A 14,983-nucleotide genomic window follows, 5' to 3' on the forward strand; every position below is an offset into this window, starting at 1 on the left:
CCACGGCCACCGACGCCGCCGAACACGTCAAAGCCGAAGGCCAAGGCGCCGTCGCCGACGTCAAGGACCGCAGCACCGAAGCCAAAGACAACGTCCAGAACGCCTGACGCACACCAGCGGCACCACAGGTACCAGCCCTAATGTCAGGCCGGCCCCGCCACCCCGCGGAGCCGGCCTGTCGGCTTTATCCCCCAAAAGAAGAGGACGCCCCATGGCTACTTCCGATTCCCCCGAAACCAGCACCGCGAAAGCGGCCCAGGCGCCTGCTCCGGATGACAGCCGGAAGCCGGACAGTCCCAAGGACGTGGACAAACCGTCGTGGAAGTACATCGCCCGTAAGACGCTGCGTGAGTTCAGCAAGGACCAGTGCCCGGACCTTGCAGCGTCCCTGACCTACTACGCCGTGCTGTCCCTGTTCCCGGCCATGCTTGCGCTCGTCTCGCTGATTGGCCTGTTCGGCGATCCGCAGAAGACCACCGACGCCCTTCTGCAGGTGGTGCAGGGAGTTGCACCCGGCGATACGGTCAAGACGGTCAGCGGACCGGTTGCCGAACTGGCCAGTGCCCCGGCAGCCGGCTTCACCCTGGTGATCGGCCTGGCCACGGCCCTGTGGTCCGCGTCAGGGTACGTGGGCGCCTTTGGGCGGGCCATGAACCGCGTGTACGAGGTGGATGAAGGCCGCCCGTTTGTGAAACTGCGCGGCACCATGCTGGCCGTCACGCTCCTGGCGGTGGTGATCGTGGCCGTGCTGGCCGGAATGCTGGTGCTCAGCGGACCGGTGGCAGAGTCGGTGGGTGGCCTGATCGGGCTCAGCGGGGTCTTCCTGACCGTCTGGAACATCGCCAAATGGCCGGTGATGCTGGGTCTGATGGTGGCCATCATCGCCGTGCTCTACTACGCCACGCCCAACGTCAAGCAGCCCAAGTTCAAATGGATGAGCCTGGGTTCCGGCATCGCCCTGCTGATCTTTATCCTCGCCTCCTTGGGTTTTGCGTTTTATGTGGCCAACTTTGGCAACTACAACAAAACCTATGGCGCCCTGGGCGGCGTGATTGTGATGCTGCTGTGGCTCTGGATCCTGAACATGTCGCTGCTGTTCGGCGCCGAGTTCGACGCTGAAATGGAGCGCGGCCGCCAGCTCCAGGCAGGCATCAAGGCGGAGGAGACCATCCAGTTGCCGCCGCGCGACACCAAAAAGAGCGAGAAGCTCCAGGCCCAGGAGGATGAGGACATCCGGCACGGCCGTGAACTGCGGGAAAAGTTCAGCGCGGAAAACGCTGATGCTGAGCAGGAAGATTCGGGCGACGACGACGGAACCCAGGGTGCGGACGGCACCCGGGTGCCGCACCGCGAGCGCGTCCGGGACAAGGTCCGCAGGGCGGCAGGGCAGGAGGACCCGGACGGGAAGCGGCCCGACGCCGGCCGATAAGCCCGGCCCGGCACCCGGAGGGCGGGCCCCCGCGGCTTCCCGGCGCGGCGGCCCGCCTGAGAACGGGGCAGTACCGCCGCGCAGGGCTATGCAGGACCCGCCGGATGGGGGAAAATTGTCACAGGTCCTATCGGTTTCCCGGGACGGCAACAGTCCGGGGCCAGGCGGGGCCGGCGGTGAGATGGCCTCCTCTGAGACCGAGGCCAGTCCCCCCAGTCGCCGTCGGCCCCCTCAATTCCTGCCCGCCACCCCTGCTGCCGAGGACGGCAGCCCGCAGCCGACTGGACAAGCGCGCCCGGCTGCAATACTTTCGTGATTACTCCTCGCGCCATCACGGTACGCGGGAGCCGCTGAAGCAGACCCGGCGGGACTATTGACGAGCCTCCCGAATGAGCTGACATGCCTGCCACCCACTTTGACTCTTTCCTCGCCGAAGCCGTTGTCCCGGACAAGGAGCCCGGTCTGGGCCTTGGCCGCGATGAGCTTTACGGCCTCTACACCAGCTGGTGCCTTATCAACAAGGAGCAGCTCCAGCCGCCCGAGTCCCTGTGGCAAGCCCTGCAGGAGCATAACATCGACCCGGACAGCAACAATCTGTCCATGACCGGCCCGTCGGCCGCCGACTATATTCTGGCAAGCGCGCCGGACCTCGTCTAAGCGCCGCCTTGCCATAGAGGGACCCGGGCCTGGCAGGCCCGGGTCCCTCTGCCTTCGGCCGGCTTGTGCTGCACTTGGTCACTGGTGGATCTGGTTTCCTGCCGGCCCTGTGTTCACCGACCCGGCGGCGGTTCGAGGGCCAGGGCGAGCAGGTACGCCCCGAAGCCCCTGGGCGCCCGGCCAGCTGTCCGGCCGGATGTCCGCACCCGGATGCTGTCCGTAGCCACAACGTTCGCGCCGGACCGCCGGAGGCCTGAGGCAAGGGCCCTGTCCTCGCCCGAATCAGCGGCCGGGAAACCACCCGCGGCCAGATAGGCGGAGGCCCGGACGCCCAGGTTGGCGCCGTAGACGTGGGGGTGGTTTTCGCGGAACGGGTGGCGGGCCCGCCAGCGCTGGAGCAGTGCCGGGTCCATGCCGTCAGGATCCGGCTCCACGGATCCCAGGACCGCGTCCGCTCCTGCGGCGGCGAGCTCCACCTGGCGCAGCAGCCAGTTACGGGGGACCAGTGAATCGGCGTCGGTATTGGCCAGCCAGGTCCGCCCGGCGGGCGCGTCCCTGAAAGGCGCGGAGGTGGTCGCGGCCTGCGCTGCCATGCTGCCGGAGTTCCACAGCGCATGGATCCCGGCCCTGCGGCTGCGGCCCACGCTTTTGAAGCCCGAAGCCAGGACTGTCACGTCCGCCGCGGCCGCTGACCGTTCTGCGTAACGGCGGGCCACCGATGCCGAGCCGTCACTGCAACTGTCCAGGACCAGCACCAGCCGGGTGCGGACGCCGGGCTGCTTTTCGGCCAGATGGTCGACGGCGGCGCTGACGCCTTCCAGAGCCCTGGCGAGGTGCCGTTCCTCGTTGTGGACGGGAATGACCACCGCCAGATGGCTGATGCTTGATGCGCCCGCTGGCAGGGCAGACTCCGGCGGATGAGACACCAAGTCCGCTGCCGGAATCGGACCCAGGGAGCCGCCGACTGTCCTGCTTTCTGCCACGGATCCCGGTCGTGGACCGCCGCTGATGCCCGGCATCAGCCGGCCCCCCGCTGTCCCGCGCCGGATCCTGCGTCTGCATCCCCGTCTGCAACCGGGCCAGTAACAGCACCGGGCGCGGTCAGGACCTCAAGGACAAAATCCTGCTCGCGGTAGAGCCCCGACTGCTGCCAGCCAAGCCGTTCCCTCGCACGGGTGTGGACGGTCTCGCCGTCGAGCTCCCAGCCGTCAATCGGATGCCGCCAGTGGCAGAGGACCAGGGCGCCGCCCGGGCTGATGGACTCCCTGATGCGGTCCAGCAGGGCAGCCAGTTCGTCCGGCGCCAGGTAGTAGCCAACCTCGGACACCACCACCAGGTCGAAGCTGCCCGCCGGCCAGGACTCCGGCAACACCTGCCGCCGGACGCTGACCCAGGGAAAAGCCGCCAGCCGTTCGGAGGCCCGGTCAGCCGCGGTGCCGCTGGCGTCCACGGCAAGGAGGTTGTCGCACCGCGGGGCAAGGTCCGCCGTGAGCGTACCGATCGAACAGCCCACCTCCAGCGCGGACCGGTACCGCTCCTGCGGCAGCGCTGCCAGGGTCAGGGCCCGCTTGCGCCGCTCATACCAGCTTCCTGCATAGTTCCAGGGGTCCGCGGAGCCGGCGTGGACGGCGTCGAAAATCTGTTCCGCATCGGCACTCCGGTGCGGCCTACCGCCGACGGGTGTGGGCGGCGTCCACGCAAAAACCTCAAACGGGCGGTCGAAATGCGCCAGGAAATCCGCGTCGAGCAGTGTTTCGTCCCCCTCGGCCGGGGACAGCGGCCGGACCTGCGTGGCATGCGCCGCCATGGCCCTGGTCTTGGCTTCCGCCGCCGCCGGAGCCAGCTGAAGCTGGTGCCAGGCCCGCCACGTTGGTTGGGCCGGCGTTGCCCAGTGCCAGTACCAGATGGGGTACTCCAGGAGGCCAAAGCCCTCCGCTGCGGCCACGGCCGCGGCCGCCTCCCCCAGCGCGTCGTGGTCCGCGTGGCCGTCACTGCGGAAAGGCGCCACCAGCACCACGTCTTCCGGCCGCGTGCCGCCGCCGTGCGCAGCGTCCCGGATGGCAGCGGCGATGGTCCCGCTGTACGCGCCCAGCCCCCGGTCCGGCAGGCCAAGGAAACTCCAGCGGCCCGCCAGGCCCAGCTCCGTGAGGGCGGCACCGAACTCGGCAATGCGCAGGGCCGAAAGCTGTTCCGGGCTGTGGGTGGGCGATCCGGGATGGGACCCTTCCCCGGCGGTGCAGAGCAAGACCTCCACTTCCGCGCCCAAGGCGGGCAGGGTCGCCATCAGGCCGCCGGCGCCCAAGGTTTCGTCATCGGGGTGGGCTGCGAGGACCACAAACCGTGTCCCGGCGAGCCTGGCCGGATCGAGGGGCAGCCCGGGGAGCGCAGCCAGGCCCGCATCGGCCCAGGTGGATTCGGCAGTTCCGGTATCCGTGTGCGAAAAGGTCACCACTGGCTGTCCCCCTTGAGTGCCAGCGCACCGAGCTGTGCGTCGTCCCGTTGCCCGTGGTGCTGGCGGACGTAGAGGGCCAGGTCGGCCATCCGTTTGGCATAGGGTTCGTCGAATGCCAGCGGCGCCGGGCCCCTTGCGGATCCCACCAACTGGAGGACGCGTTCGACGGCGGCCGCAACAGTTCCGCGCAACCGTTGCGCTTCGCTCCAGGGACTGGGGTCACCGTCGGATGGCGTGTTTTGGTCGATCCGGTCGGCGGCGCGGGCCAGGCTGTGGAGGCAGGCGGTGACGGTGCGGTCCACCTCGCCGAGGTTTGCGAGGGCCACCTGGTCCGGTTCCTTTCCGGCGTCCCTGGCGGCCTGCAGTCCCTGCCGGAAGTCGCGGGCCACCCCGATGGCACCGCCCAGCCAGCAGGCGGCAACGCCCATGCCGCCCCAGGCGAAACCTGGCCTGCTGAGGTACCAGCCGGCGCCCCCCACCGGGGTTGCGGGGACCTGGCTGAAGTGGACGGTGCCGCTGGGAATCTCGCGGAGTCCCCGCGCGATCCAGGCCGGTTCCTCTGCGGTGACCCCGTGGTGGCGGAGGTCAACGGCGAATGCTGCCCGGCCGCCGTCGTCCGTGTGGGCGGTGATGACTGCCTGGTCCAGCACCCCGGCCAGGGAGCACCACGGTTTGGCACCGTCAAGGCGGAAGGCGTCGCCATCGGCACGCGCCTCAAGGCGCAGGCCCGGACCTTCAGCGGCGAAGACGCCCCAGGCACCGCCGTCAGCGACCGCCGGATGTCCCGCTTGGGACAGGATGGCCAGGGCATCAAGGTGCGGTTCCAGGACCCGGCCGGCCGCTACGTCGGCAGCGCTGACAGTGGCCAGGAGTTCCCAGAGGATGGCTGTGTGCCCTTCGCCGGGGCGGGGCAAGGTGCTGCCGTTTTTCCTGGCCAGGTCAAGGAGGGCAGGGACGTTGCCGGCGGCCCGGGCCATGGATTCCACAGCCGGGAGCCAGAGGGCCAGTTGCCCCGGTGACGACGTGAGGAGGACGGGCTTGATCAGGTTCCCGTCAGCTCCGCCTTCAGGTGGGCGCGCCGCGGGCCGGTCCACGCCGGCCGGACGCAGGGCTGCCATGCTACTTCCGTGCCGGTTCGGTGACCGGCGGGGTGAGGAACAGGCGGACGGCAGCCTGATGGTTGGCACGTACCGGTGAGGCTTTCAACTTGTCCTCCAATGCGTATGCGGCGGGAGTGGCTCCCGCAGTTATCTAAGCATACTTACTAAGGGGTTTCAGATGATCCGCGCCAGGGCGAAGCCGTCCCAGCCTTTGGAGCCCACAGTCTGGATGACGGTGGCGTCAAACCGGGGATGACCACCCAGCATGGTGAGGGCGTCGATGATCCCGGGGGCGTTGACGGGGTCCATTCCGGCGTCGGTGATGGCACCCTCCCAGACCGCATTGTCCAGCACCACTGTGGTCCCGGGCCGGCCCAACCGGAGCGCCCAGTCCAGGTAGTTGCTGTTGTTCTGCTTGTCCGCGTCAATAAAGATGAAGTCGAAGGGCTCCCGGCCTTCCGCTGCCAGCTCCGCAAGGGTCTCCAGGGCCGGGCCAACCCTGATCTCCACTTTTGGCCCCAGCCCGGCGCTGTCGACATTTTCCCGCGCGACCTGCGCATGCGCGGGCAGGAACTCGCAACTGACCAGCGAACCGTCCGCCGGCAGCCCACGGGCCATCCAAATGGTGCTGAAGCCCGCCAAGGTGCCGATTTCCAGGACGTTCCGGGCGCCGGCCATCTGTACCAGGAGCTGCAGGAGCTTTCCGGCATTGGGCGCCACCTCGATGGCCGGCATGCCGGCATCGGCCGCCGTCCGGAGGGCGCGATGCAGGGCGGGGTCCGGGTGCACCACGGAATCGGTCAGGAACACCTCGGCGGCAGTCCACTCGGGCCGGGGCTTGTGCTCGAACATGGGCACAGTCTGGCACGGGGCGCCGCGCGGGTCCATAGGATCTGGAGCGGGTTCCGTGGAGGTCAGGAACCCTCGGAGAGGGCGCCTTCCAGCCGGTCCAGCTTGGCCGTCATTTCGCCCTCGTAGCCTGGCCTGATGTCCGCCTTGATGACCAGGGACACCCGGCTGCCGTAGCGGCCCACGGCCTCGGTGGCGCGTTTGACGACGTCGAAAACCTCGTCCCAGTCACCTTCGATGGTGGTGAACATCGAGTCCGTCCGGTTGGGCAGGCCGGACTCCCTCACAATCCTGACGGCGGCGGCCACAGCGTCGTGGACCGATGCGTCATCGGAGCGGGAACCTTCGATGGGGGCGCCTGACGGGGCGACTGAGAAAGCAAGCAACATGGAGCCAGTCTTACACGCTGAACGGGCGCCTGCAGCCTGTTGCCGCCGTCACATAAGCCCCTACCCTCCAGTAACCGTGATCGGCGCAGGCTCCGTTGCTAACCTTTTCGCATGAGCCTCGCAGTCGCCCGCAAGCCGCTCCGCGCCGACGCAGCGCGGAATGTGGACAAGATCATCACTGCTGCGCGCCAGTGCTTCCGCGAATTCGGCCCGGATGTCCCGCTGCAGACCATCGCTGTTACCGCCGGCGTGGGCCCGGCCACCCTCTTCCGGAACTTCGCCGACAAGGAGGAGCTGGTCCTCGCGGCCCTGAACCGGCAGCTGCGGGTCAGCGTGGATCCGGTGATGGACGGCGCCCTGGCCGACATCGATGCTGCTGCCGGTTTGCTGCGCGTCCTCGAAGCCTTGATGGCTGCCGCCAGCGCCGACGCCAACCTGCTGGGCGCCGTCGCGGGCAGGCGTGAACTCCTGCCCGGAATCACCGGTTCCCTGATGGATTCCATGGGGGTGCTGCTGGTCCGCGGCCAGGGCCAGGGCAGCCTGCGCCGTGATATTTCCATGACGGACATGTTCCGGCTGCTTGCGATGCTTATTGGTGTGGTTGACACCATGGAGCCCGGGTCGGACGCCTGGCGGCGCCCGCTGGCCCTGATGGAGGACGCCATCCGCTCGGTCCGGCCCGACCGCCCGCTGCCGGCCCACATCCCCGTTCCGGGCCAGCCGCAGCGCTCCGCCTAGGACCCGGATACCTGGCGTAGCTGCTTCGGAGAAGCACCATTGAACGCGGCAAAAAGGTGCAATAGAATCCGGGAAAGGTTACGCAGTCAGCCTCCGTTTTGCCGACGATGGAGTTCCCATGCCGCAACCACTGCTGATGGCGCGCCGGGAGGCGCGGCGATGAAAAGCCTCGATCTGGGCCGTTACCTCAACGGCCGGAACGACCCCGAAGACGTCCTTCCCACGCTGGCAGCGGAGGACCTTGCCGCCCTGGCAGACGCCCTGTTCAGCCATCTGGACACCATGGATCCGGAGTTCGGCGCGCAGGCCTGGTACGACTCGGTAGTGGATGAGATCAGCCGCAGGGCCGCCTCGCCGAGCGACGCGACCGGCGTGGCCTGAGCCGCCGGGCAGCGGGCTGGTAAGGCGCAAGCCGGTCAGGAGTTGAGCTGCCGTATCAGGAGTCGACCCGCCAGGTCAGGAGCTGGCCCGCCAGGTCAGGGGTTGCCGGTCTCCCCCGCCCTGGAGGTGCCGGGGTTGTCCCCGTCCTGGTTATGGTCCTGGTCCTGACCGTGATCGGGGTGGTGCCCCTCATCATGGTGCTCGTGCTCGTGATGGTCGTTCGGGACATGGTCCTTCGCTTCGATCAGGTGCTGCTGCAGCTTTTCCTCGGAGTCCCGGCGGCGGCGGGCGGTGTCGCGGAGTTCCCTGGTGGATTCCGAGCCTTTGGGATCCCGGTAAACGGCCCTTGATTTGCCGGACTGGTCCGCGGACGCAGCGGGAGCGGTGCTTTGCCCGTCGTCGCTTGTTGTCCTGTCTGCCTCGTGGACCATTGCGGGTTCCACGGGCTGTGCCTGTTCGCTCATCTGCTTCCTCCTTCATTTTCCGCCATGGAGCATGGCGGCCACTGTTCGGTCCCATACCCGCTGGACCGGTGCGGCGCTGCCGGCACTTGGCCGGACATCACCTTTGGTGGTTCATTCCGCGCCGCCGTATTTCCCTGCTGACCAGCGCCTGCAGCGCGGGAACGGGCGACTCCGGATCCCCGTCGAGGGCCTTCCGCAGAATTCCGGAAAGGTCCTCCAACTCCTCGGCGGGAACGTGGGACAGGCCGGCAAACCGGGTAAAGAAGCGCTTGGCCGGGAGGCCTGCCCGCCGTCGGAAATTCCAGTCGGGGGGCTGTGCAGCCCTGCCCCCTGCCCGGTGCAGTTGATTTTTCATAGTCGCCAATCGTGCGGGATTTTGCGGCCAACTGCTTAGCCGCTCCCATCGTACAACCGGCACGCCCGATCCAGCGTGACCCACATCACGCCCCGGCGCGTGCCTCACCGGACCTTCTGTCCGCACCCGGATAAAGGCGTAGGCGGAACCGCTCAGTTCCAGCCGGCCAGCCGGAGTAGCGCCGCGGCTCCGGCGCCGGCCAGCACCACCACCAGGAAGGGAGCGCGCAGGGCCAAGGCGATGGCAGCGGCCGCGAGCGCCCCCAGCCGGGCATCGGCGGCCAGGGATTGGCCGGTCGCGGCAGCATTGACCACTGTCAGGGAGGCCAGCAGTCCGATGGTCATGGTTCCCGCGATCCGGGACATCCGCGGATTTTCCAGCAACCGTGCGGGCACAAAGTAGCCCATCAGTTTCCAGGCGTACGCGAGCGCACAGGCCAACAGCAGCCAGATCCAGAGGCTCATGAGTCGCCTTCCGCGGCTGCCGCGCGCTTGGCGCCGTGGTGGTCGTGTTCCGCGTAGGGGTCAACGTCCGGTTCAAGGCCTTCGTCGCTGCGGCCGTGGCTGAACCAGCCGATGACCGCAGCCACCACGGCTGCCACCAGGATGGGAACACCTGCGGGTACAAACGGCACGGCAATGACGGTGGCCACGGCGCAGGCCACGGCAATCGCTACCGGTTCGCGCCCCTTGAGCCGCGGCCACAGGAGTGCCAGGAAGGCCGCTACGGCGGCGCCGTCCAGCCCCCATTGCTTGGGATCACCCAGCCCGCTGCCGGCCAGCGCACCAACAGCCGTAAAGAGGTTCCATAGCACATAGATGCCGATTCCGGCAGCCCAGAACCCGCGCCTTTGCTCCGCGGGATCGGACTGGCCGGTGCTGGTCGCGGTGGACTCGTCAATGGTCAGCTGGGCGCTGACGTACCTGCGCCAGCCCGTGGGACGCAGGAGGGCGTTGAGTTGCATGCCGTAAATACCGTTGCGCATGCCCAGCAGGGTGGCCGCGCTCATGGCGGCTATCCCTGAGCCGCCGCCGGCCACAACGCCGATGAACGCAAACTGCGAGCCGCCGCTGAAGAGCAGCAGGCTCAGGGCCATGGTTTGCCAGAAGCTGAGCCCGGAGGTGACGGACAGCGCCCCGAAGGAGACGCCGTAAAGGCCCGTGGCAATGCTGATGGACAGGCCCACCCGCACTGCCGGCGAATCCAGCAGTTTCACTGCCTCGCTGCCCGGCCGGACCGCCGGAGGCTCCACGCCCACATAATCAGCGGCACCTGAAAGGGAAGCCGCACCGTGTGCGCCTTCCGCTGCGCAGCCGTTCCGTCCGGACCGTACGCCCGTTGGAGGGCATCAACGTGCCCGGCAAGGAAGGCCACGTACATGGCGGTCAGCCCGGTAGCCGTCAGCTTCCGGGTCGCCGGCACCAGGATTCCGACGGCGGCGCCCAGTTCCAGCAGGCCGCTCGCCGCGATCCATTCCTCACGGGAAAGCAGGGCAAGTGGACTGGACGGGGGCACGCTGTGGCCTGGACCGCCGTCGTTCGCTTCTGCCTGGTGGCCGGATGCAGCGGCGGGCGACGGGTCCTCGCGGCACAGGTACCCGGGCACAACTTGGCGGTAGAACCGGGGATTCCGGAAGTGGTTGACGGCGCTGGCCAGGAGCAAAGCGCTCATGGCGGCAGCAGACAGGCTCTGGGGGGCCCGGCCGGCCCGCGGAAATGGCATGGCACCACTCAATCACAGGCGCGCGTGGCTGATGAAACCCAACTCCCGGCGACCTGCCTCCAGAGTGGAACTGCCTCCATCGTGGCGGCGCTGCGTCAGGCCCAGGCCATCAACGCGGTGCCGTAAGGCGGCGGCGGGCCCGCGTAGTCCAGCGGCCGGCCGGCCACCTGCAGTGGTGGGCCAACGTAACGGAGCTCGCCGAAGGAACTGGGCATGGTCCGGTAGTCGGGCTCAGGCAGTCCGGCACGGGCGGGCTGGCCAGCGGCAGGCCTGGCGTCCGCGTGCCCGCCAGCGGCGTTGGCCGACACCGCGTCCGCTGTCAGCGCGAACAGTTCTTCGGCGGTCCGGGCCAGCGACAGCCTGGCAGTGCCGCCCAATCCGGTTTCCCGGCGGGTTGCCAGGAGCGTGATCGCTGCGGCCGCAACCCCGTACCCGGTGGCGTGGTCCAAGGCCTGGACTGGCAGCGCGCCCGGGCGCCAGTTGCCGTCCCGGTCGGGCCCGCCGTAAACGTGGGCGATGCCGCAGGCGGCCTGGACAATACTGTCGAATCCCCGCAACCCGCGCCACGGGCCGTCGTTCCCCCAGCTGTTCAGGGCCACCACGGCCAGCCAGGGCCGGGATGCCAGCAAAGCCCGGGGTTTCAGGCCGAACCTGTCCAGTGCTCCGCGCCGGTAGCCGGTGACCACAACGTCGGCTTCGTCCAGAAGCCTTTCGAGGCGTTCCCGGCTGGTTCCGTTGGCGAGGTCGGCTTCGGCGCTGCGTTTGCCGAAACAGGTGTCAACGTACTGGTCCAGGATTTCGGGCATCCCGGGCGGATCTAGCCGCAGGACATCAGCACCCAGGGCCGCCAGGAGCCGGGTGCCCACGGGCCCTGCAATCACCCTGGTCAGGTCGAGCACCCGAACCCCTGCGAGGGGTTTTGCCGGGTGGTTGGCTTCAGGGCCGCTTCCCGCCGGGCCGGCCACAGGTTGGTGCGCACGCTTACTGGTGAGGGGCGCACCGCTGGTTGTGCCGTCGTCGGCGGTCAACTCGAGCCAGTGACCTGCTCCGGCAGCGCGGCCCATGGCGGAGCCGAGCCACTCCGCCCGGGTCCTGACGGCCGCCGCTATTCCGCCGTGCGCCTGGATCACTGCCTCGGCTGCGAGGGACGGGATACCGAGGAGGGCCTGGTCCACGTCCCGGCCGGTGGAAGCGCCAAGTGCTTGCAGGAGCCGGCGCTCGTGGTGCGGGTAATTGGCGTGGATCCGGATCCAGCCGTCAAGGGTCCGCCGGAACCCGGAGAGCGGGACGAACCCCTGGGCCTTCCGGCCGGCAATCCGCAGTAAACCGGAGGAGTCAAAGGCTGCCGCGGTCAGTTCCGGTGTGGTGCTGAACCTGCCGGGCGCGCCGGCGTAATGGTTCGCGGACGCGGCAGCGGCGTTGACGGCACCCAGCGCCAGACCCTCAACATCCAAAGGTCCATCCCACCAGCGCCCGGAGCCCGGTTGGAACATCATGACTGACCTACCTTCCCGGCGAGGAAGCCTCGCTCAACTGGTTCAGGACCCGGGCCGGCATGTTGGTGGTGATCTCCTGGATCCCCAACTCCTGGCACAGGGCCACGTCGTCCTCTGAATCCACCGTCCATACGCGCAGCCGCCGGCCGGCCTGAAGCCAGCGCTGGATGGTGGCCCTGTTTTCGCGGACGTAGTCGATGCCGGGCCCAGCCAGCCCCACCGCGCCGTCCTCGACGATCTGCTCCCCTTCGAGCTGCGTGGCCTTCATCAGGTTGGCCACGGCGCCACCGGTGATCAGGCCCAGCCCCAGCCCGTCCCGGATTTCGTGGATGGTCAGATCGTCCACCAGTTGGCAGACGTATTCCGCCGGCACGGACTGGAGGAGGTGGCGGACGGAGTCGGGGCTGAAGCTCATGAAGGTCACGGCCACGTTGTCCACGGTGGAGCTGGCCGGGTCCCAGCCCTCGCTCCGCAGCACCTCCAGCACCCTGTCCTCGAGCTTCAACTGGTAGGGGCTGGGGTGCTTGAGTTCGATCGCCAGTTTCACCGGACGCCCGGCGCCCCGGAGAAGCTCCAGCAGCTCGGGCAGGGTCAGGAACTGTTCGGACCGCGCGCCGTAGGCCTCGGGGATGCGGGCGCCCTTCCAGGAGGAGAAGTCCAGCTGGCGCAGCTCCCGGAGCGTCCGCTCGGCCACCGGCCCGGTTCCATCCGAGGTGCGGTCCAGGTTGGCGTCGTGCAGGAGGACCAGGTGCTGGTCCCGCGTCAGGTGGAGGTCGCACTCCACGCCGTCGGCGCCGTCGGCCATGGCCTGCAGGTAGGCCGCGCGGGTGTGTTCGGCGAAGGCGGCACTGGCGCCGCGGTGGGCAAAGACCAGGGACCGGTGCGGCCCGGACTCGTCAACTGTCATGGTGACACGGTAGCCGAATGCCGCCTGCCTGCAGGGCTAGGCTTGGCACATGCAGGTGAACTCTGAGCCAACTACCCAGGACTCCCCCACCCGGCCCCCTCGCCCGGCGCCGGAAGGCACTATCCTGGGTTCCGACGTCGGACGCGGAACCTCAAGCCAAAACGCTGCCGGGCTCAGCGCCGGTGACGCCGAAAAGGCGGCTGCCCTGCGCAAGATGAAAATGGTGGCCCTGGGGCTGCTGATCGCCATGGCCGTGGTATTTGTGTTCGCCTTTGCGCTGCAGAAGGAATACCCGTGGCTGCAGTACGTGCGCGCAGCCGCGGAGGGCGGCATGGTGGGCGCGCTGGCGGACTGGTTCGCCGTGACTGCCCTGTTCAAATACCCGATGGGCATCAAGATCCCGCACACGGCGATCATCCCCCGGCGCAAGGACCAGATTGGTGCCTCGCTGGGCGAATTTGTGGAGACCAACTTCCTGTCCGAGCAGGTGGTGCAGGACAAACTGGCCAGCGTCAACATTGCGCGTCGGGCCGGGGAATGGCTGGCGTCGCCTGGCGGTGCCGACCGCGTTGCAAAGGAAGGCGCCGCAATGATCCGGGGCGCCTTCACGGTGTTGAACGACGACGACGTCCAGACAGTCATCGAGGGATTGGTCCGCAAGCACCTCCTCGCACCGCCGTGGGGGCCTCCGGTGGGCAGGCTGGCTGAACGGGTTTTCCAGGACGGGCACCACCACAAACTGGTGGACCTGCTGGTGGACCGGGCCGCCGACTGGGTGGACGACAACCATGAGACAGTATCCAGGATCGTTTCCGGGCGCTCCCCCACCTGGGTTCCGCAGTTTGTGGACGGACTGGTGGGCGACAAGGTCTACGTGGAGATCCTGAAGTTTGTCCGGACCGTCCAGTCCGACCAGGACCACCAGGTCCGGCAGTCCATCGACAAGTACCTCAACGACCTTGCCCAGGACCTGCAGCACGATCCCGCCATGATCGCCCGCGCCGAGGACATCAAGGCACAGGTGCTTGGCGACCCGGAAGTGCGCGAGCTCGCCTCCAGGACCTGGGGGACCGTCAAGAACGCCCTGCTTGGTGCCGTGGATGATCCGGACAGTGAGCTGACCGTCAAATTCAAGGCCGGGGTCCGGGACTTCGGCTCCCGGCTGGTGGGCGATCCCGAGCTTGCCGGGAAGGTCAACACCTGGATTGGCGACGCCGCCGCATACCTGGTCCGCACCTACCGCTCCGACATTGCGGGCGTTATCACCGACACCGTTGCCCGCTGGGATGCCGAGGAAACCTCGCAGAAGATCGAACTCCAGGTGGGCAAGGACCTGCAGTTCATCCGGATCAACGGCACCGTGGTGGGTTCCCTCGCGGGGCTCGCGATCTTCACGGTGGCGCACCTTATCTTCGGCTGACTCCGCGGTGGCTTGGTGGGCAGTCCGGGTCTCCTGGGCCTACTGAATTACGACGGCGCGCTCGGGGTTGGGTGCCGGCGGGCTGTTCCCGGGCCTGCGGCTTGTCTTGCTGCTGAGCCAGATTGTCGTACCCCCTGCATATGCTGGGGTTATGGACGGCGAAGAGGCTCCAGGGACGGACGGCAGGGACGCTGTTTCACCTGCGTGCGGGGCTGTTTCCGGGGCCGGCTTTAGAGGCGGCTTTGGGGGCGATCCATCGGCCGTTCCTGCCCCCGGCCAAATTGTCGTACCCCCTCCCTACGCTGGTTTTATGGACGGCGAAGAGGCTCCAGGGACGGACGGCAGGAACCCGGTTCCGCCTGCTCCCGGGGCTGCCGCGCCGTCCGGGGCCGCTGTTGAGGCCGGTGACAGGCTTGATTCGCTGGCCGTTCCTGCCCCCGGCCAAATTGTCGTACCCCCTCCCTACGCTGGTTTTATGGACGGCAACGAAGCTCCAGAGACTGACAGCAGGAACCCGGTTCCGCCTGCTGTTTCCGGTTCTGGTGGGGTGGGTGCTTCTGACGCGGTGTGCGTGGTGATCGATGCGGCGTTGAGCGCGTTGACGGACTTGAAGGCTTTGGCCGG

At 68.1% G+C, this 14,983-nt stretch carries 16 protein-coding genes; 5 read left to right on the forward strand and 11 right to left on the reverse strand.

Annotated elements, in window-relative coordinates; all coding sequences use genetic code 11:
• Positions 1-211: 211 nt before the first annotated feature.
• Together QRN07_RS19570 and QRN07_RS19575 are read left to right on the forward strand one after the other, a co-directional pair.
• A complete protein-coding gene (locus tag QRN07_RS19570; RefSeq protein WP_285241968.1) occupies positions 212-1,429 on the forward strand; it encodes a YihY/virulence factor BrkB family protein in 1,218 nt (405 codons plus the stop codon).
• A gap of 399 nt (positions 1,430-1,828) precedes the next feature.
• Positions 1,829-2,086, forward strand: coding sequence for a hypothetical protein (locus QRN07_RS19575; protein WP_050687753.1), 258 nt, complete (start codon positions 1,829-1,831; stop codon positions 2,084-2,086).
• 113 nt (positions 2,087-2,199) lie between these two features.
• Here the strand turns inward: QRN07_RS19575 and QRN07_RS19580 are convergent, their stop codons facing one another.
• From QRN07_RS19580 to QRN07_RS19600, 5 genes are all read right to left on the reverse strand, one after another.
• Positions 2,200-3,069, reverse strand: coding sequence for a glycosyltransferase family 2 protein (locus QRN07_RS19580; protein WP_350224308.1), 870 nt, complete (start codon positions 3,067-3,069; stop codon positions 2,200-2,202).
• Between the two features lie 35 nt (positions 3,070-3,104).
• Positions 3,105-4,538, reverse strand: a complete 1,434-nt coding sequence (locus tag QRN07_RS19585; protein ID WP_285241969.1) for a bifunctional PIG-L family deacetylase/class I SAM-dependent methyltransferase — start codon at positions 4,536-4,538, stop codon at positions 3,105-3,107.
• On the reverse strand, positions 4,532-5,656 hold the full coding sequence (locus QRN07_RS19590; protein ID WP_432245492.1) for an acyl-CoA dehydrogenase family protein: 1,125 nt from the start codon (positions 5,654-5,656) through the stop codon (positions 4,532-4,534). The genes QRN07_RS19585 and QRN07_RS19590 overlap by 7 nt, the downstream gene beginning before the upstream one ends.
• A 156-nt stretch (positions 5,657-5,812) precedes the next feature.
• Positions 5,813-6,490, reverse strand: coding sequence for an O-methyltransferase (locus QRN07_RS19595; RefSeq protein WP_056598885.1), 678 nt, complete (start codon positions 6,488-6,490; stop codon positions 5,813-5,815).
• A 62-nt stretch (positions 6,491-6,552) separates the two neighbouring features.
• Complete coding sequence (locus QRN07_RS19600; protein ID WP_056598882.1) at positions 6,553-6,876, reverse strand: thiamine-binding protein; 324 nt, start codon at positions 6,874-6,876, stop codon at positions 6,553-6,555.
• Positions 6,877-6,987: 111 nt separating this feature from the next.
• On the opposite strand from QRN07_RS19600, the gene QRN07_RS19605 reads away from it, so the two are divergent.
• Entirely contained in the window at positions 6,988-7,614 is a 627-nt protein-coding gene (locus QRN07_RS19605) for a TetR/AcrR family transcriptional regulator (RefSeq protein WP_050687761.1), read from the forward strand.
• Between the two features lie 159 nt (positions 7,615-7,773).
• Positions 7,774-7,995 (forward strand): hypothetical protein, encoded by a 222-nt coding sequence (locus QRN07_RS19610; protein WP_050687763.1) that lies wholly within the window; start codon positions 7,774-7,776, stop codon positions 7,993-7,995.
• Between the two features lie 95 nt (positions 7,996-8,090).
• Here the strand turns inward: QRN07_RS19610 and QRN07_RS19615 are convergent, their stop codons facing one another.
• The 6 genes from QRN07_RS19615 to QRN07_RS19640 form a co-directional block, all read right to left on the reverse strand.
• On the reverse strand, positions 8,091-8,459 hold the full coding sequence (locus QRN07_RS19615; RefSeq protein ID WP_197273615.1) for a hypothetical protein: 369 nt from the start codon (positions 8,457-8,459) through the stop codon (positions 8,091-8,093).
• A gap of 507 nt (positions 8,460-8,966) precedes the next feature.
• Positions 8,967-9,278 (reverse strand): AzlD domain-containing protein, encoded by a 312-nt coding sequence (locus tag QRN07_RS19620; protein ID WP_050687767.1) that lies wholly within the window; start codon positions 9,276-9,278, stop codon positions 8,967-8,969.
• Positions 9,275-10,030 carry an AzlC family ABC transporter permease gene (locus QRN07_RS19625; RefSeq protein ID WP_285241975.1) on the reverse strand — a complete coding sequence of 252 codons (756 nt, stop codon included), beginning with the start codon at positions 10,028-10,030 and terminating at the stop codon, positions 9,275-9,277. The genes QRN07_RS19620 and QRN07_RS19625 overlap by 4 nt, the downstream gene beginning before the upstream one ends.
• A complete protein-coding gene (locus QRN07_RS19630; RefSeq protein ID WP_050687771.1) occupies positions 10,027-10,536 on the reverse strand; it encodes a DoxX family protein in 510 nt (169 codons plus the stop codon). The genes QRN07_RS19625 and QRN07_RS19630 overlap by 4 nt, the downstream gene beginning before the upstream one ends.
• A gap of 95 nt (positions 10,537-10,631) precedes the next feature.
• A complete protein-coding gene (locus QRN07_RS19635) occupies positions 10,632-12,032 on the reverse strand; it encodes a CoA transferase (protein WP_285241970.1) in 1,401 nt (466 codons plus the stop codon).
• 7 nt (positions 12,033-12,039) lie between these two features.
• Entirely contained in the window at positions 12,040-12,939 is a 900-nt protein-coding gene (locus QRN07_RS19640; protein WP_285241971.1) for a glycerophosphodiester phosphodiesterase, read from the reverse strand.
• A gap of 49 nt (positions 12,940-12,988) precedes the next feature.
• Here QRN07_RS19640 and QRN07_RS19645 point away from each other — a divergent pair, with 49 nt between their 5' ends.
• Positions 12,989-14,359, forward strand: a complete 1,371-nt coding sequence (locus QRN07_RS19645) for a DUF445 domain-containing protein (RefSeq protein ID WP_285241972.1) — start codon at positions 12,989-12,991, stop codon at positions 14,357-14,359.
• Positions 14,360-14,983 lie beyond the last annotated feature (624 nt).

Source organism: Pseudarthrobacter sp. MEB009, assembly GCF_030208875.1.
Classification (GTDB): Bacteria; Actinomycetota; Actinomycetes; order Actinomycetales; family Micrococcaceae; genus Arthrobacter.

What these genes read in the sequence shown, in the direction of transcription:
- QRN07_RS19570 (WP_285241968.1), top strand. Translation starts at nt 212, where the DNA reads ATGGCTACTTCCGATTCCCCCGAAACCAGCACCGCGAAAGCGGCCCAG.
- QRN07_RS19575 (WP_050687753.1), top strand. Translation starts at nt 1,829, where the DNA reads ATGCCTGCCACCCACTTTGACTCTTTCCTCGCCGAAGCCGTTGTCCCG.
- QRN07_RS19590 (WP_432245492.1), bottom strand. Translation starts at nt 5,656, where the DNA reads ATGGCAGCCCTGCGTCCGGCCGGCGTGGACCGGCCCGCGGCGCGCCCA.
- QRN07_RS19595 (WP_056598885.1), bottom strand. Translation starts at nt 6,490, where the DNA reads ATGTTCGAGCACAAGCCCCGGCCCGAGTGGACTGCCGCCGAGGTGTTC.
- QRN07_RS19600 (WP_056598882.1), bottom strand. Translation starts at nt 6,876, where the DNA reads ATGTTGCTTGCTTTCTCAGTCGCCCCGTCAGGCGCCCCCATCGAAGGT.
- QRN07_RS19605 (WP_050687761.1), top strand. Translation starts at nt 6,988, where the DNA reads ATGAGCCTCGCAGTCGCCCGCAAGCCGCTCCGCGCCGACGCAGCGCGG.
- QRN07_RS19610 (WP_050687763.1), top strand. Translation starts at nt 7,774, where the DNA reads ATGAAAAGCCTCGATCTGGGCCGTTACCTCAACGGCCGGAACGACCCC.
- QRN07_RS19615 (WP_197273615.1), bottom strand. Translation starts at nt 8,459, where the DNA reads ATGAGCGAACAGGCACAGCCCGTGGAACCCGCAATGGTCCACGAGGCA.
- QRN07_RS19620 (WP_050687767.1), bottom strand. Translation starts at nt 9,278, where the DNA reads ATGAGCCTCTGGATCTGGCTGCTGTTGGCCTGTGCGCTCGCGTACGCC.
- QRN07_RS19630 (WP_050687771.1), bottom strand. Translation starts at nt 10,536, where the DNA reads ATGCCATTTCCGCGGGCCGGCCGGGCCCCCCAGAGCCTGTCTGCTGCC.
- QRN07_RS19635 (WP_285241970.1), bottom strand. Translation starts at nt 12,032, where the DNA reads ATGATGTTCCAACCGGGCTCCGGGCGCTGGTGGGATGGACCTTTGGAT.
- QRN07_RS19640 (WP_285241971.1), bottom strand. Translation starts at nt 12,939, where the DNA reads ATGACAGTTGACGAGTCCGGGCCGCACCGGTCCCTGGTCTTTGCCCAC.
- QRN07_RS19645 (WP_285241972.1), top strand. Translation starts at nt 12,989, where the DNA reads ATGCAGGTGAACTCTGAGCCAACTACCCAGGACTCCCCCACCCGGCCC.